This window comes from Mycobacterium sp. NGS39 (assembly GCF_059812765.1).
Genome location: NZ_JCALDH010000001.1, coordinates 152,515 through 174,226 on the forward strand (window position 1 = coordinate 152,515; position 21,712 = coordinate 174,226).

The 21,712-nt window shown below is 68.7% G+C and carries 23 protein-coding genes and 1 pseudogene; 15 read left to right on the forward strand and 9 right to left on the reverse strand.

Annotated features, from left to right (window positions below; genetic code table 11):
• Positions 1–4 precede the first annotated feature (4 nt).
• Positions 5–775 (forward strand): fructosamine kinase family protein, encoded by a 771-nt coding sequence (locus AC5Y39_RS00765; RefSeq protein WP_500015823.1) that lies wholly within the window; start codon positions 5–7, stop codon positions 773–775.
• On the opposite strand, the gene AC5Y39_RS00770 is transcribed toward AC5Y39_RS00765, so the two are convergent.
• Positions 765–1,835 carry a phosphodiester glycosidase family protein gene (locus AC5Y39_RS00770; RefSeq protein WP_500015824.1) on the reverse strand — a complete coding sequence of 357 codons (1,071 nt, stop codon included), beginning with the start codon at positions 1,833–1,835 and terminating at the stop codon, positions 765–767. The two genes, AC5Y39_RS00765 and AC5Y39_RS00770, sit on opposite strands and share 11 nt — an antisense overlap.
• Before the next feature lie 162 nt (positions 1,836–1,997).
• On the opposite strand from AC5Y39_RS00770, the gene AC5Y39_RS00775 reads away from it, so the two are divergent.
• A complete protein-coding gene (locus AC5Y39_RS00775; protein WP_500015825.1) occupies positions 1,998–2,279 on the forward strand; it encodes a GlsB/YeaQ/YmgE family stress response membrane protein in 282 nt (93 codons plus the stop codon).
• Positions 2,280–2,283: 4 nt separating this feature from the next.
• Here the strand turns inward: AC5Y39_RS00775 and AC5Y39_RS00780 are convergent, their stop codons facing one another.
• From AC5Y39_RS00780 to AC5Y39_RS00790, 3 genes and pseudogenes are all read right to left on the reverse strand, one after another.
• A complete protein-coding gene (locus tag AC5Y39_RS00780) occupies positions 2,284–3,552 on the reverse strand; it encodes a PQQ-dependent sugar dehydrogenase (protein ID WP_500015826.1) in 1,269 nt (422 codons plus the stop codon).
• Positions 3,533–4,240: a pirin family protein gene (locus AC5Y39_RS00785; protein WP_500015827.1), complete on the reverse strand. Its 708-nt coding sequence runs from the start codon at positions 4,238–4,240 to the stop codon at positions 3,533–3,535. Before AC5Y39_RS00785 ends, AC5Y39_RS00780 begins: the two co-directional genes overlap by 20 nt.
• Positions 4,241–4,285: 45 nt before the next feature.
• Positions 4,286–5,324 (reverse strand): annotated as a pseudogene (locus AC5Y39_RS00790) (sigma-70 family RNA polymerase sigma factor).
• Between AC5Y39_RS00790 and AC5Y39_RS00795 the strand changes: the two are divergent.
• Genes AC5Y39_RS00795 through AC5Y39_RS00815 form a run of 5 tightly spaced genes read left to right on the forward strand, consistent with a single transcriptional unit; the run spans position 5,272 to position 8,609 of the window.
• Positions 5,272–6,111, forward strand: coding sequence for an alpha/beta hydrolase (locus AC5Y39_RS00795; RefSeq protein ID WP_500015828.1), 840 nt, complete (start codon positions 5,272–5,274; stop codon positions 6,109–6,111). The pseudogene AC5Y39_RS00790 and the gene AC5Y39_RS00795 overlap by 53 nt on opposite strands.
• A complete protein-coding gene (locus AC5Y39_RS00800; protein ID WP_500016110.1) occupies positions 6,108–7,154 on the forward strand; it encodes an alpha/beta hydrolase family protein in 1,047 nt (348 codons plus the stop codon). The genes AC5Y39_RS00795 and AC5Y39_RS00800 overlap by 4 nt, the downstream gene beginning before the upstream one ends.
• Positions 7,155–7,164: 10 nt before the next feature.
• Entirely contained in the window at positions 7,165–7,917 is a 753-nt protein-coding gene (locus tag AC5Y39_RS00805) for a DUF2786 domain-containing protein (protein ID WP_500015829.1), read from the forward strand.
• Positions 7,914–8,405, forward strand: coding sequence for a TIGR04338 family metallohydrolase (locus AC5Y39_RS00810; protein WP_500015830.1), 492 nt, complete (start codon positions 7,914–7,916; stop codon positions 8,403–8,405). Before AC5Y39_RS00805 ends, AC5Y39_RS00810 begins: the two co-directional genes overlap by 4 nt.
• A 9-nt stretch (positions 8,406–8,414) precedes the next feature.
• Positions 8,415–8,609, forward strand: coding sequence for a hypothetical protein (locus tag AC5Y39_RS00815; RefSeq protein ID WP_500015831.1), 195 nt, complete (start codon positions 8,415–8,417; stop codon positions 8,607–8,609).
• Here the strand turns inward: AC5Y39_RS00815 and ilvD are convergent.
• Positions 8,606–10,294 carry a dihydroxy-acid dehydratase gene (gene ilvD / locus AC5Y39_RS00820; RefSeq protein WP_500015832.1) on the reverse strand — a complete coding sequence of 563 codons (1,689 nt, stop codon included), beginning with the start codon at positions 10,292–10,294 and terminating at the stop codon, positions 8,606–8,608. The genes AC5Y39_RS00815 and ilvD overlap by 4 nt on opposite strands.
• A 77-nt stretch (positions 10,295–10,371) precedes the next feature.
• On the opposite strand from ilvD, the gene AC5Y39_RS00825 reads away from it, so the two are divergent.
• From AC5Y39_RS00825 to AC5Y39_RS00835, 3 genes are all read left to right on the forward strand, one after another.
• A complete protein-coding gene (locus AC5Y39_RS00825) occupies positions 10,372–10,944 on the forward strand; it encodes a DUF305 domain-containing protein (protein ID WP_500015833.1) in 573 nt (190 codons plus the stop codon).
• On the forward strand, positions 10,945–11,235 hold the full coding sequence (ricR, locus tag AC5Y39_RS00830; RefSeq protein WP_500015834.1) for a copper-sensing transcriptional repressor RicR: 291 nt from the start codon (positions 10,945–10,947) through the stop codon (positions 11,233–11,235).
• A gap of 133 nt (positions 11,236–11,368) precedes the next feature.
• A complete protein-coding gene (locus AC5Y39_RS00835; RefSeq protein ID WP_500015835.1) occupies positions 11,369–12,445 on the forward strand; it encodes a L,D-transpeptidase in 1,077 nt (358 codons plus the stop codon).
• Positions 12,446–12,460: 15 nt separating this feature from the next.
• Here the strand turns inward: AC5Y39_RS00835 and AC5Y39_RS00840 are convergent, their stop codons facing one another.
• Complete coding sequence (locus AC5Y39_RS00840) at positions 12,461–14,434, reverse strand: M13 family metallopeptidase (RefSeq protein WP_500015836.1); 1,974 nt, start codon at positions 14,432–14,434, stop codon at positions 12,461–12,463.
• Positions 14,435–14,473: 39 nt separating this feature from the next.
• Between AC5Y39_RS00840 and AC5Y39_RS00845 the strand changes: the two genes are divergently transcribed.
• Positions 14,474–15,088, forward strand: coding sequence for a hypothetical protein (locus AC5Y39_RS00845; RefSeq protein WP_500015837.1), 615 nt, complete (start codon positions 14,474–14,476; stop codon positions 15,086–15,088).
• Positions 15,085–15,792: a hypothetical protein gene (locus AC5Y39_RS00850; protein ID WP_500015838.1), complete on the forward strand. Its 708-nt coding sequence runs from the start codon at positions 15,085–15,087 to the stop codon at positions 15,790–15,792. Before AC5Y39_RS00845 ends, AC5Y39_RS00850 begins: the two co-directional genes overlap by 4 nt.
• Here the strand turns inward: AC5Y39_RS00850 and AC5Y39_RS00855 are convergent.
• Genes AC5Y39_RS00855 through AC5Y39_RS00865 form a run of 3 tightly spaced genes read right to left on the reverse strand, consistent with a single transcriptional unit; the run spans position 15,761 to position 19,677 of the window.
• Positions 15,761–16,198, reverse strand: a complete 438-nt coding sequence (locus AC5Y39_RS00855) for a CoA-binding protein (RefSeq protein WP_500015839.1) — start codon at positions 16,196–16,198, stop codon at positions 15,761–15,763. The genes AC5Y39_RS00850 and AC5Y39_RS00855 overlap by 32 nt on opposite strands.
• A gap of 30 nt (positions 16,199–16,228) precedes the next feature.
• Entirely contained in the window at positions 16,229–16,711 is a 483-nt protein-coding gene (locus AC5Y39_RS00860) for a helix-turn-helix domain-containing protein (RefSeq protein ID WP_500016111.1), read from the reverse strand.
• A gap of 50 nt (positions 16,712–16,761) precedes the next feature.
• Positions 16,762–19,677 (reverse strand): MMPL family transporter, encoded by a 2,916-nt coding sequence (locus tag AC5Y39_RS00865; RefSeq protein WP_500015840.1) that lies wholly within the window; start codon positions 19,675–19,677, stop codon positions 16,762–16,764.
• A 245-nt stretch (positions 19,678–19,922) separates the two neighbouring features.
• Here AC5Y39_RS00865 and AC5Y39_RS00870 point away from each other — a divergent pair, with 245 nt between their 5' ends.
• The 3 genes from AC5Y39_RS00870 to AC5Y39_RS00880 all read left to right on the forward strand — a co-directional run bounded on the left by AC5Y39_RS00870 (position 19,923) and on the right by AC5Y39_RS00880 (position 21,683).
• On the forward strand, positions 19,923–20,441 hold the full coding sequence (locus tag AC5Y39_RS00870; RefSeq protein WP_500015841.1) for a hemophore: 519 nt from the start codon (positions 19,923–19,925) through the stop codon (positions 20,439–20,441).
• A gap of 126 nt (positions 20,442–20,567) precedes the next feature.
• Positions 20,568–20,915 carry a heme-binding protein gene (locus AC5Y39_RS00875; RefSeq protein ID WP_500015842.1) on the forward strand — a complete coding sequence of 116 codons (348 nt, stop codon included), beginning with the start codon at positions 20,568–20,570 and terminating at the stop codon, positions 20,913–20,915.
• 84 nt (positions 20,916–20,999) lie between these two features.
• Positions 21,000–21,683 carry a response regulator transcription factor gene (locus tag AC5Y39_RS00880; RefSeq protein WP_500016112.1) on the forward strand — a complete coding sequence of 228 codons (684 nt, stop codon included), beginning with the start codon at positions 21,000–21,002 and terminating at the stop codon, positions 21,681–21,683.
• Positions 21,684–21,712 lie beyond the last annotated feature (29 nt).

Here is a 21,712-nt window from a genome sequence, read left to right on the forward strand (position 1 = left end):
CGGGGTGAGCGGCGAGTTCGTCAAACGCAATCCCGCTGCGCCGCATGGCTTTTTCGCGTGTGAAGCCGCCGCGCTGCGCTGGCTCGCAGCCGTCGACGGTGGGGTGCCGTGCGCGCAGGTGCTCGGTTACGACGACACCAGCCTGACGCTGCGCCGACTCGACACGACGGCACCCACCCGTGCGGCGGCCCGCGAATTCGGCGCCCGGCTCGCGGTCACCCACGACGCCGGTGCCGCCGCGTTCGGCGCCCCGCCTGACGGCTGGAGCGGGCCGGGCTTCTTCGGGCCGCTGACGCACCCGCTGCCGATGTCGTTGACACCGCATGACAGCTGGGGAGTCTTCTATGCGCATGAACGGCTGTCGCCGATGGCAGAGCTGGCCGCGCCGCGGTTGTCGGCCGCTGGCCGTGCCGCGGTCACCGACGTCGCAAAACGCTGCGGCGCGGGCGAATTCGACGACGGCGACCGCCCGGCGCGGCTGCACGGCGACCTGTGGAGCGGCAACGTGATGTGGACGTCGGGCGGCGCCGTTCTGATCGATCCCGCCGCGCACGGCGGCCATCGCGAAACCGACCTGGCCATGCTCGCGCTGTTCGGATGCCCGCATCTCGATGCCGTTCTGGACGGGTACCAGTCCGTGCGGCCCCTGGCTGCGGGTTGGCGTGAGCGCGTCGGACTGCATCAGCTGTATCCGCTTCTGGCGCACGTCGTGTTGTTCGGCGGCGCCTATTGCGCGCAGGCCGAAGCGGCGGCCAAAGACGCGCTCAGAGGTTGAACGCCAGCCAGCTCGGCAGCGCCCGCTCGTGGGAGTCGCACAGCACCTGCCTGGTGTCGCAGTTGCCTCTGGGGGATCCGGCCCCTGACCACATGCCGCCGGTGTCACGGCGCAGCACGATCGCCGACGATCCACCGCCGTCGAGCAGCACTGCGCTGTCGGCGCCCAGACCGCGGAACAGATCCTGCATGTTGTCGGGCGTGTAGCTGCCGCCCTGGAACACATAGACTTCGTCGCGAGTTCGGTTGTAGCCCAGGGCAGTTCGTGCCGCGCTCGGACCGCTGTCGCCCAGCTGTCCCGTGGCGCCGGGGGCCAGCAGGCCGATGCCGCTCACCGCGACGAACCGGGTGCCTGCGTCGAGCAGGCGCTGAATCTCCGGGGAGGCGGCGTCGTAGTCCCGGTCGTCCTTCGGCATCACGACGTACGGGGTGCCGCCCACCGGAAGGATCATGGTGGCCAGCGCCGTCCAGACCTCGTCGCCGCCGGACAGCGCCTGCTTGCCGGCGTACGCGACGGTGCCGGTGACCGCGGCGTTCGCGCGGCCGAGCCCGTTGGTGTTGTCGACGTACGCGCCCAGCGGCGAGCTGCAGTTGGTCTGCTTCCACGAGCCGCCTTTCTGGCCGCGCACGTCGAAGAAATTGGCGTTGACAGCGATGACCGGGCGGCCCAGCATTTGCCACGCCTGCAGAGGCGTATAGGTTTCCGACGCCTGCCACAGTCCTTCGTTGGTGCGCGCCCGCGGGTCGCGTTCACAGCGGGCCTGAAAACTCTGGTGCGTGTCGACGAGAAGCCGCGGGCTCAGGCGTGTCGAGGCGTTCTTGATGATCATCAGATGCCCGCCGTTGGCGAGCGTGTACTCCGAACCGGCGGCGTTGCGGAACGGGGCCGGGAAATCCCCGCCGAAGTTGTAGACGAGGTACGACCCTTTGGTGTTGGCGATCGCGGCCAGCAGCACCGAGCGGGCGTCGTCAGCGCGCGCAATGGGCGTCGCGGACAGCATCGTGCACAGCGTCGTCGCGGCGAATGCGGCCGCCAGGCGCAGCAGGATTGCTGTGGACATCGGCACGGGTCCATCCCAACAGCAACAGTTGCCACTTCAGTCACGAAACCGTCACGGTCTGGTCCCGGTGGCGCGACCGTGTGTCCGCGGGGTTAGAAGTGGCTCTTGGAAGGGAACACGTTGACGTCGGCGTCAACCCGACGCCCGGGCAAAGGAGCAACAGTGTTCGGATCGATAATCGGTGCCATCATCGTGGGAATCATCATCGGTGCACTGGCGCGGCTGATCATGCCGGGTAAGCAGAACATCGGCGTGCTGATGACGATCGTGCTCGGCATCATCGGCGGGCTGATCGGCTCGTGGGTCACCCATGCCGTCGGCTACTCCAACAGCAATGCAGGCTTCGAGTGGATTCCGTTCTTCGTCGGGATCATCGCGGCCATCGTGCTGATCGCGATCTACGTCGGAGTCACCGGTCGCGGCGCTCGAACACCCCGCGCGTAGTCAGTCAGCGACCCGGCGGCGCGACACGGTACACCGCGCCAGCGTCGTCGTCGGTGATGTACACCGCGCCGTCGGGTCCCACCACCGCGGCAACCGGACGGCCCCAACGCGAGCCGTCGCGCGCCTGAAATCCGCCGACCAAAGTCTGCTGCCGGCCCAAAGTGCCGTTCTGCCAAGCAAACCACGACACCTCCGGGGCGCGCGGTGACTGCCGATTCCACGACCCGTGCACACCGACCAGCGCGCCCGACGCGTACGGCGGCGGTAAGCCACCGTCGACGAAGGACAAGCCCAGCGGCGCTGCGTGCGCGCCGAGCGTCTGCTCGATGGCCGGTAGCCGCGCGCAATCCAGTTGTCTGCCATCGGGATTGGTCTGCACATCGCGCACCAGCGGCACCGGGCCGCCTTCGCCGTCCGGGTTGCAGAACGGCCAGCCGAGGTCGCGACCGGCACGCAGGCGCGCGAACGACTCCGGTGGGTGGTCGTCGACGTAGTCCTGAATCACCTTTCCGTACGACGGTCCGGGGCGCGGGTCGGCGACATTGTCACGATTGTTCACCGCGGTCCACACCGAGCCGTCCGGCGCGATCGCCAGCCCGGTGCCGTTGCGCACTCCACGCGAGAAGACCTCGAAGGGACCGCCCTGCGGCGGGATCCGGTTGATCGTGGCCCGCTCCGGGGTCGCCGAGCGGTCCTCGACGGAGACGTTGCCGGTAGAGCCGATCGAGAAGTACACGGCGCCATCTGGGCCCACCGCAACGCTTTTCAGCGTGTGCTCATAGGCGCCGTGCAGCTCGGGGCTGCTGATGTCGGGCAGTCCGGCGGCGACCACACGTCGACCAGCGGCCCGGCCGTCGGCATAGGTGTAGGCATCGATCTGGTTGCTCTCCGCGACATAAAGCGTCGAGCCGCGAAACGCGAGCCCGTGCGGTCCGGACAAGTCGTCGAGCAACACCTCCTGGTGCCCCGGTGTCAACTTGAGCACCTTGCGGTCGGCCGGCACGGACACCAGCAGCGCGCCGTCCGGCGTCCACGCGGCCAACCGCGCTTTGGGGACCCGGGCCCACAACGCCATCGTCCAGCCGGGCGGTACGAGCGCTTGGCGGGCGACATCGAACGGCGCTTGCGCCAGCTGCGGTGGAACCTGCACCGTCACCGGGACCAGACCCGCGGGGTTCTGCCCCGGCGCCGCGGGTGGCGTCGGCACCGTCGAACATCCGGCCGCGATTGCGGTGACCGCGATGGCTGCCGCGCTACGCCGCCAGGCCCGCATGCATCTCCCAGACCAGGATCTCCGCCGGTGCGGTCGCGGTGATCTGCTGGCCGTCCGACGCGGTGAGCCGGACGGCGTCACCTTCGTCCAGCGAGCCGGTTGCTTCCAGCGTCGCGGCACCTCGGGCCACGAACAGGTGCAGATAGGGCGCCTGGGGCAGCGTGACGGTGTCGCCGGGCTGCAGCCGCGCACCGTGCAGCGTGGCGTGGCGATTGTGGATCGCGACCGCAGCATCGGGGTTCTTGCCGGACGCGATGGGCACCAACCCGCCGGTGATGTCCACCTCGTGCTGTTGGTATTCCGGCTCGATGCCGGTCTCGTCGGGAACCACCCACATCTGCACGAAATGGACTGGCTCCGTTGCGGATCCGTTCTTCTCTGAGTGCAAAATCCCGGTGCCGGCCGACATCCGCTGCGCGAGGCCGGGCCGGATCACGCCCGCGTTTCCCGCCGAGTCGCGGTGTGCCAGCGACCCGCTGAGCACCCATGTGACGATCTCCATGTCGCGGTGCGGGTGGGTGTCAAACCCTGCGCCGGGTTTCACGATGTCGTCGTTGTTGACCAGCAGCAGGCCGTGATGGGTGTTGGCGGGATCGTAGTAGTCGCCGAACGAGAACGAGTGTCGCGAGGTCAGCCAGTCGGTCGTGGTGACGGCGCGGTCGGCCGCGCGGCGCACGTCTGGGCTCACGCTGCCCAGGGTAGAACGATCTCCGCCGGCGGCGCCGTGCCGTGGCTACAGGGAGTCGGGCAAGCCGAATTTCGCGAACAGCGTGGTGTCGAGGAACGCCACCACATGTGCCACCCTGTCGGCCGTGAAGTCGACGACATGCAGCTGAAACGCCACATGTTTGTCGCCCTCGCGCATGTACATCGCGGCGGCCGGCTGCCCGTTGGCGGTGACGGGAATCAGCCGCATGTCCCCGGGTTGCTCTGCGGGGCACTGCAGATGGATGAGTGAGCCGATGGCCTGCGGTCCGCGGTACCAGTTGACGAACGGCGGCATCTCCCACACCGCTTCGGCGGTGAACATTTCCACCAACGCGTCGATGTCGTACTTCTCGAACGCCGCGATGTAGCGCGCCAGCTGGTCCTGCGCCTCAGGTGAATCGGGGGCAGCCAGCGCATCGTCGGGGCCGACGGCCTCGAGCTGAGCGCGTGCCCGCTGCAGCAGACTGTTCACCGCCGCCGTCGACGTTCCGATCACCTCAGCCACCTCGGCGGCCCTCCACTGCAGCACGTCGCGCAGCACCAGCACGGCCCTCTGCCGCGGCGACAGGTGCTGCAGCGCGGCGACGAACGCCAGCCGCACCGACTCGCGGTTCTCCACGATCTCCGACGGGTCGGCGGGCAGCGGCTCCAGCCACGGCACCTCGCGGCGCTCGACGAGCTCGTCGGCCGGATCGGCGTCGGGTCCGCCCAGTCCGCTCGGCAGCGGCCGCCGCTGCCGTCCCTCCAGCGACGTCAGGCACGTGTTCGTCGCGATCCGGTACAGCCAGGTGCGCAGCGACGACTTGCCCTGGAAGCCCGAGTACGCCTTCCACGCGCGCAGGTAGGTCTCCTGCACCAGATCCTCCGCGTCGTGCAGGGATCCGGTCATCCGGTAGCAGTGCGCCAGCAGCTCACGCCGGTGTGGCTCCGCACGGACCAGGAACTCGTCGTCAGACTCGCGGGCGAGGACGCTCACGGCGCCGAGCTTACGCGCGCCACTACGCTCGCCCCATGCTCACCACCCGAACCGAGCGGTCCTTCGACGGCGTCGACGGGGTGCGGATCGTCTACGACGTGTGGACGCCGGAGACCAGTCCACGCGGCGTCGTGGTGCTCTCCCACGGATACGCCGAACACGCACGCCGCTACGACCACGTCGCCCGGCGTTTCGGCGATGCGGACCTGGTCACCTACGCGCTCGACCACCGCGGCCACGGCCGCTCCGGCGGCAAGCGGGTGTGGCTCAAAGACCTGTCGCACTACACCGAGGACTTCGCGAAGCTCGTCGCGATTGCGGCCTCGGACTATCCGGGCCTGCCGCGAGTGGTGGTCGGTCACAGCATGGGCGGCGGAATCGTCTTCGCGTACGGCGCCCAGTACCCGGACACCTACACCGCGATGGTGCTGTCGGGGCCGGCGGTCGCGGCGCATCTGGAAGCGCCCAAACCGCTGGCGGTCCTCGGCAAGGCGCTGGGCAGGCTCTTCCCGGGGCTGCCGATGCGCAAGCTTCCCGCTGACGCCGTGTCCCGCGACCCCCAGGTGGTGGCCGCCTACGAGTCCGACCCGCTGGTCTACCACGGCTGGCTGCCCGCCGGAATCACGCGCGCGCTGCTGGAGGTGGGCGAACATCAGCCGCAGCTGGCCGCCAAGGTGACTGCTCCGCTGCTGATCGTGCACGGTGAAGACGACCGGCTGATCAGCGTGGAAGGCAGCCGCATGCTGGTCGAGCATGTCGCCTCGCCGCAGGTGGTGCTCAAGGTCTACCCCGGCCTGTACCACGAGGTGTTCAACGAACCCGAGAAGGAGCTCGTGCTCGACGACGTGACCGCGTGGATCGAAACCTATTTGTGAAAGCGGTTGCGGCGCTTGGCTTTTCCTGGCTGATCGTGGCGCTGGTGTGGGTCGGCGGCTGCTCGTCGACGCACCGGGCGCCGGTCTGGGTGGACGACGAGGTGAGCTTCGGCGCCGAGGGCTTGACGATCTACGGCACCTATCGGCACCGCGCCGACGCGCCGCCTGGCCCGGCGGCGCTGCTGATCTCCGAGAGCGGCAACACCGACCGCAACGGCGACAACGCGGTCGCCGGAAAGATCGGCACGCAGCGCACCCTCGCCAGCCTGCTGTCCGATCGCGGCGTGGCCAGCCTGCGATACGACAAGCTGGGCACCGGCCGCACCGGCCTGGGGCCGTATGCGGGCCGCCCGGCCGACGTCGACAGCGCGGTGTACACCGCCGGCGCCAAGGCCGCGGTCCGCTTCTTGGCGGCTCAGCGGGACGTCGACCCGAACCGGATCGCGGTGTTCGGGCATGGCGAGGGCGCCGTCCACGCGATGATGCTGGCCTCCGACACCGGCCCGGGCGCACCGAAGATCCACGCGCTCGGGCTGTTTGCGCCGCTGGCCGGCCGCTACCTCGACCTGATCAGCGCGCGGGTGCGGGCCGACGTGGACGCCCAAGTGAAGGCCGGCCGCGCCACACCGCAGCAGGGCCAGGACGTGATCGCGGCGTGGACGGCGGCGGTCGCGTCGGCGCGAACCGACGGCACCGTGCCGGCGCAGCTGCCCAACGGGCTGAGCGCGATCCTCAACCCCGGCAACGTCAAGGCGGTGCTGGCGACCGACGCGATCGACCCGCTGGCACTGGCGGCGCGCGTCCCGTCAGGCACCGCCGTGCTGCTGACGTGCAGCGACTCCGACGCGCAGGCCCGCTGCGACGCGATGCGGCCGCTGGCCGGCGCGTTCGCGCACACCCGTCTGACGTTCGTCGAACTGCACGGCGTGAACCACGTGCTCAAGGACGACCCCACCGACAACATCACCGACTACGCCAACGGCCAGCCGCTGTCGGCGCAGGTGGTCGGCGCGCTGAACGCCTTTGTCGGATCGGTCGCTTAGCGTGGCCTCCATGACCGACGACAAGATGCTGGGGCGCATCGCGGCCCTGCTGCGCCAGGCCGAGGGCACCGACAATCCGCACGAAGCCGAGGCGTTCATGGCCGCGGCGCAACGGCTGGCCACCGCGACATCCATCGATCTGGCCGTCGCGCGCGCTCACGCGGCGGTGCGCACCAAAGCGCAGGCCCCTGTGCAGCGAACCATCACCATCGGGGCGGCCGGCACCAAGGGGCTACGCACCTACGTGCAGCTGTTCGCGGTCATCGCCGCCGCCAACGACGTGAAGGTCGACGTTGCCAGCAACTCCTCGTTCGTCTATGCGTACGGTTTTCCCGAGGACATCGACGCCAGCCATGCGCTGTACGCCAGCCTGGTGATGCAGATGGTGCGCGCGTCCGAGGCATACCTGGCAAGTGGTGCACACCGGCCGACGCCCACCATTACCGCAAGGCTGAACTTCCAGCTGGCGTTTGGCGCTCGCATCGGCCAGCGGCTGGCGCAGGCGCGGGAGGAGGCGACGCGCGAGGTGCGAAACAGCGCCTCGTCTCGGCCTGGCACCGCAATCGCGTTGCGCAACAAAGAGATCGAGCTGACGGACTTCTACGGCCGGGAGTCGAAGGCGCGCGGCACCTGGCAGGCTCATCGGGCGTCGGCCGGCTTCTCGTCGGCGGCCAGGCGAGCGGGCGACAGGGCGGCCCGACACGCCCGGCTCGGCGGCAGCACCGAATTGCCCAATGGGCGCACTCCGCTGCAGAGGCGATGACCCGAGACAGTCAGCGGGCCAAGGTCTATGCGGCCGAACAGTTCGTGCGCACGCTGTTCGACCGGGCCGACGAGCGGGGGTCGTGGTCGGTGGAGTTTTTCGGCGCCGCGCTGACCCTTCCGCCCGAAGCGCGGTTCGCGTCCGTGGAGTCGGTGCAGAGCTACGTGGACTCCGTTCTGAATCACCCTGCGGTGCAACGGCGTTGGCCGGATACACGTGCGGTGTCTGTGCGGCCCCGGCGCGGTGAGACCGCCGCGCACTATGAACACCGAGGTGCCGACGCGGTGATAGCAGTGCCTGCCCGCGACCGCTGGGCCTTGCGGGAACTCGTTGTGCTGCACGAGATCGCGCACCATCTATGCGACGTGACGCCGGCGCACGGGCCGCCGTTCGTCGGCGCGTTCTGTGAGCTGGCCGGCATCGTGATGGGGCCGGAGGTCGAACACGTCTTGCGCGTCGTGTACATGAAAGAAGGCGTGCGCGGCTAGCGTGACACCGTGAGTGAGCCCGATCCGGCGGACGTGGACGCGATGTTCGACCGATTGCTGATCGGCGCCGACCCCGTGCTCGACGCCACCCGGGCGGCCACCGCGGCCGTCGGCATCGCTTCGGCGCGAGCGTGCACAGTTGCGCACTGGTTCGCGGCGTGTCGGTGTACAGACACGCGCGCTCGCGGGAAAAGGCCGGGCTAGGTGCAGACGGCGCCGTGGGCTGCCGAGCCAACCAGCTTGACGTACTTGGCCAGCACACCCGTGGTGTAGCGAGGCGGCAGCGGCGTGAAACCCTGCTGGCGAGAAGCGAATTCGTCGGGGTCGACGAGCACGTCGAGCGTGGCGTTGGGCACGTCGAGGCGAATCCGGTCGCCGTCGCGCACGAACGCGATCGGGCCGGCGTCGACGGCCTCGGGGGCGATGTGCCCGACGCACAGGCCAGTGGTGCCGCCGGAGAAGCGGCCGTCGGTGATCAGCAGCACGTCCTTGCCCAGCCCGGCACCCTTGATGGCCCCGGTGATCGCGAGCATCTCACGCATGCCCGGGCCGCCCTTCGGGCCTTCGTAGCGGATCACCACGACGTCGCCGGCCTGGATCGTGCCGTCCTCCAAAGCGTCCAGCGCCGCGCGCTCACGCTCGAAAACCCTTGCGGTGCCTTCGAACACGTCGGAGTCGAACCCGGCCGACTTGACCACCGCACCGTCGGGGGCGAGCGAGCCGTGCAGGATCGTGATGCCGCCGGTCGGATGGATTGGGTTGTCGAGGGCGCGCAGCACCTTGCCGTCGGGGTCGGGTGGGTCGATGTGGCGCAGGTTCTCCGCCAGGGTCTGGCCGGTGACGGTGAGGCAATCGCCGTGCAGCAGCCCGGCATCCAACAACGCCTTCATCACCACGGGCACTCCGCCGATCCGGTCGACGTCGAACATCACGTGCCGGCCGAACGGTTTCACGTCGGCCAAATGCGGCACCTTGGCGCCGATGCGGGTGAAGTCGTCCAGCGTCAGCTTCACGTTGGCCTCGAAGGCGATCGCGAGCAGATGCAGCACGGCGTTGGTGGATCCGCCGAACGCCATCACCACGGCGATCGCGTTCTCGAACGCCTCTTTGGTGAGGATGTCGCGGGCGGTGATGCCTCGGCGCAGCAGCTCGACGACGGCTTGGCCGCTGCGGCGGGCGAACCCGTCGCGGCGACGGTCGGTGGCCGGCGGGGCGGCGCTGCCGGGCAGCGACATGCCCAGCGCCTCGGCCGCACTGGCCATGGTGTTCGCGGTGAACATGCCGCCGCAGGCCCCTTCGCCGGGGCAGATGGCGCGCTCGATCGCGTCGACGTCTTCGCGCGACATGAGTCCGCGGGCGCATGCGCCGACGGCCTCGAACGCGTCGATGATCGTGACGTCGCGCTCGGTGCCGTCGGACAATTTTGCGCGGCCCGGCAGGATCGAGCCGGCGTAGAGGAACACCGATGCCAGGTCGAGGCGGGCGGCGGCCATCAGCATGCCGGGCAGGGACTTGTCGCACCCGGCCAGCAGCACCGAGCCGTCGAGCCGCTCGGCCTGCATCACGGTCTCGACGCTGTCGGCGATCACCTCACGGCTCACCAGCGAGAAGTGCATGCCTTCGTGGCCCATCGAGATGCCGTCGGACACGGAGATGGTGCCGAACTCCATCGGGTAGCCGCCGGCCGCGAACACTCCGTCCTTGGCTGCCTTGGCGAGCCGGTCCAGCGACAGGTTGCACGGGGTGATCTCGTTCCACGACGACGCGACACCGATCTGCGGTTTGGCGAAGTCGTCGTCGTCCATGCCGACTGCCCGCAGCATGCCGCGGGCGGCGGCCTTCTCCAACCCGTCGGTGACGTCGCGGCTGCGGGGCTTGATGTCCGGCATGGGTTCAAGTATGCCTTCGGCGACGCGCACGTCAGCCGCAGCCCATACCCCTCGGGGGTACTGGCTACAGTGGGAACATGAGGTTGATCACGGCGCTGTGGCTGGGGTTGCTGACGCTCGGCCTCGTCACGGGCTGCGGCGGGAACCAGCACACCGCTCACACCACCTCGCAGACGTCCGCCGAGCAGGACCACAACGCCAACGACCTCACGTTCGCGCGCGAGATGATCGCCCACCACGAGCAGGCGCTGGTGATGACGCAGATGGTGCCCACCAACACCACCAACCAGCAGCTCATCGAGCTGGCCAACCGGATCACCACCAGCCAGCTACCGGAAATCCAGGCGTTCCGGGCCTGGCTGATGCAGTGGGACGCCCCCGGTGACAGCGCCTCGGCCCATGACAGCCACAGCGCGCCGATGCCCGGCATGGTCGCCGCGGACACGATCGAGAAATTGAAGGCCGCCCGGGGCGCCGACTTCGACCGGCTCTGGCTGACGTCGATGATCGACCACCACCGCGGCGCGATCGCCATGGCCCAAGACGAGATCGCGCACGGGAAGAACCCGGACGTCATCTATCTGGCTCGGTCGATCGTCACCGCGCAGCAGGCCGAGATCGACCAGATGAAGCAGATGCTGGGAGGGTGAATGGCTGCTGCACAAGGGTATTCGGAGCGCAAGGACGACTACGCCAAACGGCTGCGCCGGATCGAGGGCCAGGTCCGCGGCATCGCGAAGATGATCGACGACGACAAGTACTGCATCGACGTGCTCACGCAGATCAGCGCGGTCAACAGTGCCCTGCAGGCCGTCGCCCTGGCTCTGCTGGACGAACACCTCAGCCACTGCGTCAGCAATGCGGTCGCGGCCGGCGGGGACGAGGCCGACGCGAAACTGGCCGAAGCGTCGGCGGCGATAGCCAGGCTGGTGCGGTCCTGAGCTCGCGGGTGTAACGAATTCCCAGCTCACACGGATGGCCTAGATAGCTGTCGAGCGACGGGGGACCGGCGTGTGGTCCGGACGGCCCCGCCCGCTGTGCCACACTGGGGGCACCTGAAGGTCTGGAGGGTTGATGAGTAGACGAGCCGGAGCCGCAGGGCGCTGGGCGTCGTGGCCGGGCGTGAAGAAGACCTTGACCTCGGTGTTTTGCGTAGCCGGTGTGGCTGGCGCGGTGCTCGTCGCGACGCCGTCGGCGCTGGCCGACCCGGATCCGAATCTGCCTCCGTCTCCGCAACCCGTGGACGCCGCCCCCGTCGACCCGGGGCCTCCGCCGGCCGATCCCCCCGCAGCAGCACCGCCGGCAGCGCCGCCGGCCGATCCGCTGGCAGCGCCCGCGCCACCCCCGGGCGAGTCGGCCACCCCGCCGCCGGTCGACCCGCTCGCGCCACCCGCCGCGATCCCCGAAGGCACGCCCGCCGGCCAGAATCCGACGCCGTTCACCGGTACCCCGCCGTTCCGGCCGCCGACGTTCAACCCCGTTAACGGCGCGATGGTGGGCGTGGCCAAGCCGATCATCATCAACTTCGCGGTGCCGATCGCCGACCGCCCGATGGCCGAGCAGGCGATCCACATCTCGTCGAACCCGCCTGTGCCCGGCCGGTTCTACTGGATGAACGACAGCCAGGTGCGCTGGCGGCCGTTGAAGTTCTGGCCCGCGCGCGCGACCGTGAACATCGACGCGGCGGGGACCAAGTCGAGCTTCCGCACCGGTGACGAGCTGGTGGCGACGGCCGACAATGCCACCCACCAAATGACCATCACCCGCAACGGCAAGGTCGAGAAGACCATGCCGATCTCGATGGGCATGCCCGGTCACGACACTCCGAACGGCACCTACTACGTGCTCGAGAAGTTCCCCGACATCGTGATGGACTCGGCCACCTACGGCGTGCCCAACACCTCGCCGCAGGGCTACAAAGTGCACGTGCAGCTCGCGGTGCGCTTCGACAACAGCGGCAACTTCGTGCACAGCGCGCCGTGGTCAGTGAGCGATCAGGGCAAGCGCAACGTCAGCCACGGCTGCATCAACATCAGCCCGGACAACGCGAAGTGGTTCTACGACAACTTCGGCAGCGGCGACCCGATCGTCGTCAAGAACTCTGTGGGCACCCAGAAGCCCGACGGGGCCAACGACTGGCAGCTGTTCTAGACGCACGCCGACGTGCTAGTTCCAGATGTGCACCCGCTGCTCGGGCTCGAGGTACAGCGCGTCGGACTCGCTGACGTCGAACGCGTCGTAGAAGGCGTCGATGTTGCGCACCACGCCGTTGCACCGGAACTCCGGCGGACTGTGCGGGTCGATCGCCAGCCGGCGGATGGCCTCGGCGTCACGTGACTTGGTGCGCCACACCTGCGCCCACCCGAAGAACACGCGCTGCACACCTGTCAGCCCGTCGATCACCGGCGGCTGCGCGCCGTCCAGCGACAGCTGGTAAGCCAGCAACGCGATCGACAGCCCACCGAGGTCGCCGATGTTCTCGCCGACGGTGAACGCGCCGTTGACGTGATGTCCGGTGCTGCTCAGCTGGCGCGGCGTGTAGGCGTCGTACTGCTCGATCAAAACCTTTGTGCGGGCGCTGAATTCAGCGCGGTCATCGTCGGTCCACCAGTCGACGAGGTTGCCGTCGCCGTCGTACTTGGAGCCCTGGTCGTCGAACCCGTGCCCGATCTCGTGGCCGATCACCGCGCCGATGCCTCCGTAGTTGGCGGCGTCGTCAGCGTTGGCGTCGAAGAACGGCGGCTGCAGAATTGCTGCGGGAAACACGATTTCGTTCATGCCGGGGTTGTAGTAGGCGTTGACGGTCTGCGGCGTCATGAACCATTCGTCGCGGTCCACGGGCGAGCCCAGCTTGGCCAGCTCGCGGTCGTAGTTCACCGTGTAGCCGCGACGGAAGTTGCCGTACAGATCCGAGCGGTCCACGCGCAGCGCCGAGTAGTCCCGCCACTTGTTCGGATAGCCGATCTTCGGGGTGAACTTCTGTAGTTTCGCCAGCGCGCGCTGACGAGTCGGCGGCGTCATCCACTCCAGCGACTCGATGCTCACCCGGTATGCCCTGCGCAGGTTGTCCACCAGAACGTCCATGCGCGCCTTGGCTTCCGGCGGGAAGTGCCGTTCGACGTAGAGCCGGCCGACGGCATCGCCCATCAGGCTCTCGACCAGCGACACGCCGCGCTTCCACCGGTCGCGGATCTGCTCGGTGCCGCTCAAGGTGCGCCCGTAAAACGCGAAGTCCTCGGCGACGAGCTCGTCGGTGAGCAGGAACGCACGAGCATGGATCAGCCGCCAGCGCAGCCACGCCCGCCAATCGTCGATGTTCTCGCCCGCCCACAGCGCCGCAAACGCCGTGAGGTAATCAGGTTGGCGCACAACGAGTTCCGCGGCCGCCTCAGGTGTGGTGCCCAGAGCGCGCACCCAGCCGGCCCAGTCGAAGCCAGGCGCTTCGTCGGGCAGATCGGAGAACGCGCGCAGGTTGTAGGTCAGGTCGGCGTCGCGGCGCTTGACCACGTCCCAATGTGCAGCTGCCAGTTTGGATTCCAGCGCCACGATCCGCGCGGCGGTGTCGGCGTGATCGTCGGCGCTACCGCCATACACCAGCGCGAACATCGCGGCGATGTGCCGCGGGTAGGCGGCCAGGATCTGCGCGTGCTGCTCGTCGCGGTAGTAGGACTCGTCGGGCAGACCCAGCCCGGACTGGCTGACGTGCAGCAGGTAGCGCGTCGAGTCCTTGGAGTCGGTGTCGACGTACACCCCGGCGCCGCCGCCCACGCCGGTGCGCTGCAGCCGCCCGACCAGCGCCGCCAGCGCCGCGGGATCGCCGGCCTCGTCGATGAGCGCCAGCTCGTCACGCAGCGGCGCCAACCCGACCCGGGCCACGGTGCCCTCGTCCATGAAGCTGGCGTACAGATCTCCGATCCGCTGCTCGTCGGTGTCCGGCCGGGGGTCCGAGGCCGCGGCTTGGGTGATGATGTCGCGCACCTGTTCCTCGGCCCGGTCGAACAACTCGCGGAACGCGCCGTCGGTGGCGCGGTCGGCGGGAATCTCGTAGTCGGCCAGCCAGCGTCCGTTGACATGGCCGAACAGGTCGTCTTGCGGGCGAGTCGCCGAATCCACGTACGAAAGATCAATACCGGAGTTCACCGGACCATCCTTCCAGACGACTGAAGTACCCTCGCCTTCGTGCCAGAGGAGTCCGACGCTTCCGAGAACCCTCCCGAGAAGGCACCGGACCCGCTCGGCCGTGCCCCGGTGTTCAGCCCGTTGGGCCTCGCATCGGCCGGGCTCGGCGTGCTCTGCGTCGCCGCGATCATGCTGACGTCGCTGATCTGGTCGAACCATCGCGACGACGAAGGCGAACTCGCGTACAAGGCCAGGGTCATGCAGGTGGCCGCCTCGTGGGCGGGCGTGCTGATCAACATGAACAAAGACAACATCGACGCCAGCCTGCAGAAACTGCACGACGGGACCGTCGGGGAGCTCAACACCGAATTCGACAAGGCCATCCAGCCCTACACCAACCTGGTGAAGACGCTGCAGTCCAAGACCACCGGACAGATCAACTCCGCGTCGATCGAGGCGTTCTACCACGACCTGGACCGCCAGCCCGGCACCCCGCCCCGCTCCGAACCGCTGCCGACGGATGTGGCGTCGCGCACCGACACCGTGCTGATCGTCGCCACCTCGGTCAGTGAGAACGCCGGCGCCAAGCCGCAGACCGTGCACTGGAACCTTCGGGTGGGCGTGTCGAACGTCGACGGCCAGCTCCTGGTCTCGCACCTGGAGCTGCTGCGATGAGAAACGCCTGGCGCGTGCTCGCGTTCGACATCGCGGCTCCGCTGGCGGCCATCGCGGCGCTGCTGATGATCGGCTACGCGTTGGACTGGCGGGTCTGGTGGGTGGCGGTGTGCGCGGTGCTGTGCACGCTGATCGTCGAAGCCATGATCGTCGACTTCGTCCTGTTCCGGCGCGACCGGGTGACGCTGGGCACCGACGACGACGGGCCCGGTCTGCGTTTGGCGGTGGCAGCGCTGACGACCGCGGCGCTGGTGGCCGCGATGCTGGTGACCTACTCGCAGTGGACCCGGCCCGACCGTGACCTGGCCGCCGGCATGGACCAGGCGGCACGGCTGGGGTCGAAGTTCGCCGAGGCGGTGATGACGTTCTCGCCGCAGGATCCGATGGGATCGGTCAACAGGGCCGCCGACCTGATGGAGCCGGACCGGGCGACACGGTTCCGTGACGCGTCAGCCAAGACGGTCGCCGACGAGGCGGCGAAGAAGGTGACGACGCAAGCGCAGACGATTTCCGCGGGTGTGGAGGCGATCAGCTCCGACGACGCCAGCGTCGCAGTGGTGATGCGTGCGACCCGCAGCGTTCCGAACCAGCCCGCCGACAAGGCGGTGATCGCACTGCGAATCACGTTGTCGCACAGCGATGATCAGTGGCGTGTGCTGGATTTCACGCCGATCAACCCCGCCCCGGCCGGCCCGGGCGGATGAGCCGCGCGTGGTCCACCTTCAGGCAGCGGTCCATGACCACCCGCATGCCGGCGGCCTCCGCGTCGCGGGCCAGCTGCTCGTCCCACAGCCCCTGCTGCAGCCAGATGCTCTTGGCGCCCACCGCGATCGCCGCGTCGAGCACCCCGCGTAGCTGATCCGGACGGCGGAACACGTCGACCATGTCCGGCACCACCGGCAGCGCCGCCAGATCCGGGTACACCTGCTGCCCGTCGAGCTCGTCGATGGTGGGGTTCACCGGATAGAGCTGGTAATCGGTGGCCGACCTCAGGTAGCGGTACACCCCGTTGCTGGGACGCAACGGATCGGGCGACACCCCGACCACGGCGATCGAGCGGGTGTCTTGCAGAAGCTGGCGCAGTGCGTCGTCGTCGGGCTCAGTCCACATTCGGACATCGTATGGGCGGACCCGACGGAATCACTGCGGGTGGGTGGGCCGGTGAGTTCTCATCTTCGCGAACCGGTCGGCCAGCCGGCGCATCCGGACCATCTGCGACGCCGACGGGCTGACGTCGCCGGCGAGGTATGCGGCAAGGTCGTCGCCGCTGACACCGATGCGGGACGCGAACTCGCGGGCCGAAAGCCCGGAGCGGTCGATCAACGCCCGGATCTGGCGGGCCACCTCTGCGCGTTCGTCGGCCTCCAGCTGCGCCCGGCTGCGGGCCAGCACCTCGGCGAGCGCGTTGTTGATGCCGTATGACGACGTCGTTTCGAGCACCTCCTCGACCTGCCGGGCGGTCCGGCCGAACGGGTCTCGTTTGAGCGCGACCACGATGCGCTGCCAGATCGCCAGATCGCCGCTTTCCACCGCGGTCCGGATCGCCGCGGTGGGCCAGAACTCGACGGGCTTGCTCTGGTAGGCGGCCAGCGGCGACGCCTGCGCGGCTGCCGGCAGGCGGATGGTGGTCGCCGCGTCGTCATGCGCCTCGTCATGCGCATCCAGGGCCAACGTCACCTCGCCTCCTCCAGCATCGCCACCGCCACCGACAGGCATCGCTTCTTGACTTCCGCCCAGTCCACGTCGGGATCCAGCTCGTCGTCCGCCGGCCGGGGGTCGGCCAGCCGGCGCACCAATTGCGTGGCAACCCATTGCTTCCTGGGTTGTGGCCCACAGTAGTACTTATCCATCCCGGCCAGCACTGATGCAGCCGTCGCGGTGTCGATGGCGTCCACCAATTCGGCAAACTCCGCATAGTCCCGGCGGCTGTTGCGGCACATCAGCAGAAAACCCTTCATGCGCAGCGTCTCGGCGCCCGTAGGAATCTGCAGCCGATCGCCCGTCGGCAACTGGACGTTCGTGGTCTCGACAGGACTGCGCCGCGCGACGGGCGGGGCCTCGGTGTGGGCGTCGACCTCCAGCGCGTCCAGCGCCACCGACAATCTGCCCCGCCACATCGTGACCGGATGCACGCCGCGGCCGGCCCAGGGCATGCGTTTGCGGCTGCCGCGGTGCCGCAGCGACAACGGCACTGAACCGTTTCGCCGCTGCCCGCCGTGGCCGGCGTCCGCTGCGGGCTGGTCGGGCGCCTCGTCGCGGCGGCCGCAACCGCTGAACGCCAACGGATCGGCCACACAGACGACGTCGGGTGCGAGGTCTTTGAACTTGGCCGCGGACTTGACCACCATCCGCATTTCCGCGTTGGGCACCCCGAGCGCGGAGATGTCGTCGGGAATGACGACGACGTCGCCGATGTCGACCTTGGGCAGCGGCCGCTCGAAGTCCACCGACGGCAGGATCCGCGCCAGCCAGGCCGGCAGCCACCAGTTCCACTGGGCGAACATCGCCATCAGCGCCGGCACCAGCACCAGCCGCACCACCGTCGCGTCGACCGCGATCGCCACCGCGCACGCCACCCCGAGCTCGGCTACCAGCGGCATGCCCGCGAACGCGAACCCGATGTAGACCGCGATCATGATCAGCGCCGCACTGGTGATGGTCCGGGCGCTGGTGCTCACCCCCCATGCGACGGCGTCGCGGGTGTTGTTGGTCTGCAGGAAGCGTTCCCGGATACGGGTCAGCAAGAAGATCTCGTAGTCCATCGACAAGCCGAAGGTGATCGCCAGCACCAGTGGCGGGACCGAGCTGTCGAGCGACGAAATGGGTTGGAAGCCAAGGTCTTTGAGCCAACCCCACTGGAACACCATCACGATGCTGCCGTAAGCGGCCGCGACCGAGAGCACGGTCATCAGCACGCCCTTGAACGCCAAGAACACAGACCGGATCGAGATCAGCAGCATCACGAACGCGATCGTCGAGACGAACAGGAACACCCACGGCTGGGTCGTCTCCACGCGGTCGTCGAAGTCCTTGATCAGTGCGGTGGGTCCGCCGACGTCGATCCGCGCGTCGGCAGCACCGGGCACCTCCGGAAGCCGATCACGCATCCAGTCGACGGTCTCGCGGGCGGACATGTCCTCCGGATCCACTGCCAGCACGGCCGACAGCAGCGCGCTGCGGTTGTCGTCGGCGAACACCGGCGGCTGCACAGTGACGATGTTCGGCGCCTCGCGCATCCGCAGGCCGACCGCGTCGACGGCCTGCCGGTGCTCGGGGCTGGTGGCCGCGCCATCGGGGAACGTCACCAGCACGCGGATCGGGCCGAGCGCCCCGGGTCCGAGCGCGGCCGCGGCCGCGTTGACGCCGCCGCGGATCTCGTGTTCGGGCGAGAACTGGCGCTGCATACTGTTGGACAAGGTCATCGACAACGCCGGAGCGGCCAGGGTCAGCAACACCACCGCCGCGGCCAGTGCCGACGCCCAGGGCCGGCGCATGACGAAGCCCACCCAGCGCGACCAGAACGGCGATTGGGTGGACTCCGGGCGCCGCGACCAGTGCAGCAGCCAGGACCGCCTGGCGGCAGCCCTGCCGAACGTCGCCAGCACCGCCGGAATCAGGGTCGTGGACGTCAGCACCGCGACCGCGACCGTCAGCACCGCGCCGGTGGCCATCGACCGCAGCACCGGGGTATTGATCAGATAGATGCCGGTAACCGACGCGATCACCGTCAACCCCGACAACACCACGGCAAGGCCCGAGGTGGCCATCGCGGCGTCGGTGGCCTGCTTCGCGTCGCGGCCGGCGCGCAGTTCTTCGCGGTAGCGCATCAGGATGAACAGCGAATAGTCCACGGCCAGCGCGATGCCGAACATCGAGACCGTCGGCGTGACGAACACCGACATCGTGGTGAACATCGACAGCAGATAGATCAGCCCCATGCTGACGGCCACCGTGACGATGCCAAGGATCAGCGGCATGGCCGCCGCCGCCAGCGACCCGAACACCGCAAGGAGCACCACCAGGATGATCGGCAGGTTCCACCGCTCGGCCTCGGCGATGTCGTGTTTGGTGTTGGCCTGCGCGGCAGCGCCGAGCGCGCCCTGGCCGATCACGAACAATTCGACTCTGCCGTTGTCCAGTTGACCGGGTTTGTCGCCGTGGACGCCGACTTTGCTGCGCAGCTGCTTGGCGACGTCGACGGCGCCGGAGTTGTCGAAGCCCAGCTTGAGCGAGACCACATAGGGCCGGTCGGGCCGCGGCGGCGGCTGCGCGGGGTTGGGCACCACCGTCACGCTGGGCACTTCGGCGGCCTTCTGCTCCAGCAGAGCCACAGCAGCCTTCATGTCCTCGGCGGTGGCACCGGGACGCGGGGCGGCGACCAGCGCAAGCGGCGACGCGCCCTGGTCGGGGAAGTGGTTCTCCAGGTCGCGCTGCACCCGCAGCGACTGCGAGCCGGCGACCTCGAACCCGCCGCCGGTGAGGTTGCTGGACTGCTGCAACGCGATCAGCACGGCGGGAATCAGGACGAGCAGCCACGTGGTGAACACCGCCCAGCGGTAGCGGCGCAGGTTGCTGCTCAAGCGCATCATGAACTGCTGGATGGCTCTCCCCGCTTTCTCCCGTGGTGGCGAGCCTACAACAGGATGCTGTACGGCGGCTGCGACTCTGACCTGCGGGGAGACCGCCATGACATGGACGTTTGTCCTTCGATTGGCGGCCAGCCCACCGCAGGTGGCACCATGTGGATCGGTCGTTTGCTGGCAGCGGTCATCGACGCGGCGTCGCAGCGATGCCCATTGCCGCCGAAAAGTCCGCACACTGTGAGGAGCTGTCCATGAACCCGGCCTCCCCGACCGTGCGCCGTGCCCTTGCCGGCGTCTTCGCGGCCTGCCTCAGCGGTGGCGTCGTGGCGGCGGCGAGCACGGTTCCGTCGGCCACTGCCGCCAACGATCCGTGCGCGGCGAGCGAAATCGCGCGGACCATCGGGTCGGTGGCGACGAACACCGGCAACTATCTGGACGCGCATCCGGCCACCAACACCGCGCTGAGTGCTGCTTCGCAGCAGCAGGGGCCGCAGGCGGTCGCCGCGGTCAAAACGTACATGGACGCCAACCCGCAGGTCAGCAAGGATCTGCAGGCGCTTCAACAACCGCTGCAGGCGCTGGCCGGCAAATGCCGGCTGCCGATCTCGTTCCCGCAGCTGCTGCAATTCATGCAGGCGGCGCAGAACGGGGCCGGCGTGCCGGCGGGCGCGCCGAGCGCGCCCGGGCCGCTACCGGGACCGGCAGCCACGGCACCGGTATCGCCGGTGAGCGCACCGAGCAGCGGCGCCACCAGCCCGAGTAGTCACTGATCGCGGGCTTTCTTCGTCGGCTTGGCGGCAAGCCAAGAAAGTGGACGTCGATTCTGCTTAGCTTGACTATGTCGATGACCATCAATGGTTACCGTTCACTTGCCACGTGACTGAAGGAGCTATATGATGACGCTCTCCGGTTGTGCCGCGCGCCGCGCGGTTGCAGGACTGATGGGTGCCGGTGCCATCACCAGCGCAGTGCTGCTGGCCGCCGCCCCGACCGCGCTGGCCGACCCACCGCCGGGCTGCACCGCGGCTGACCTCGCTGGTGTGGCGTCGGGCGTTGCGGCGTCCACGTCGGCCTATCTGTTCACCCATCCGGACGTCAACGCATTCTTCACCGGTCTCAAAGGTCAGCCCAAGAGCGAGATCCGTGACGACGTGCAGAAATACCTCGACGCCAACCCGACCGTGCGGGCCGACCTGCAAGGCATCCGCCAACCGCTCGTCGACCTGAAGAACCGCTGCCAGTAGCCGGTGCGGCCCGAGCTGGGAACCAATCTCCCCGGCGGCGGTCATCCGTCCGCGCGTAACGGCGGCACGGGCCCCCTGGTGTTGATGGTCGACGACGACCCCGATGTGCGGACCTCGGTGGCGCGCGGATTGCGGCATTGGGGCTTCGACGTCCGGGTCGCCGCGACCGGCAAAGAGGCGTTGCGCCTGCTGTCCAGTGAGACCCACGACGCGTTGGTGCTCGACGTGCAGATGCCCGAGTTGGACGGCGTCGCGGTGGTGACCGCACTGCGGGCGCTCGGCAACGACATCCCGATCTGCGTGCTGTCGGCTCGCGACACCGTCAACGACCGGATTCTCGGGCTGGAGGCCGGCGCCGACGACTACCTGACCAAGCCGTTCGACCTGGGCGAGCTGGTGGCGCGGCTGCATGCGCTGCTGCGACGCTCGTCGCACTCGGCTCAACGTAGCGAGGACGAGCGCTCCGATGCGATCACGGTCGGCCCGTTGACCATCGACACCGCACGCCGGCTGGTGTTCGTCGACGGCGAGCGAGTGGAGCTGACCAAGCGGGAGTTCGACCTGCTCGCAGTGCTCGCCGAGAACGCCGGGGTGGTGCTCACCCGTCAGCGGCTGCTCGAACTGGTCTGGGGGTACGACTTCGACGTCGACACCAACGTCGCCGACGTGTTCATCAGCTATCTGCGGCGCAAGCTCGAGCGCGAGGGGGTGCCGCGGGTGATCCACACAGTGCGTGGGATTGGATACGTGCTACGGACGGAGCCGTGAGGCGACCAAAGGATCGCGAGCCGTGAGGC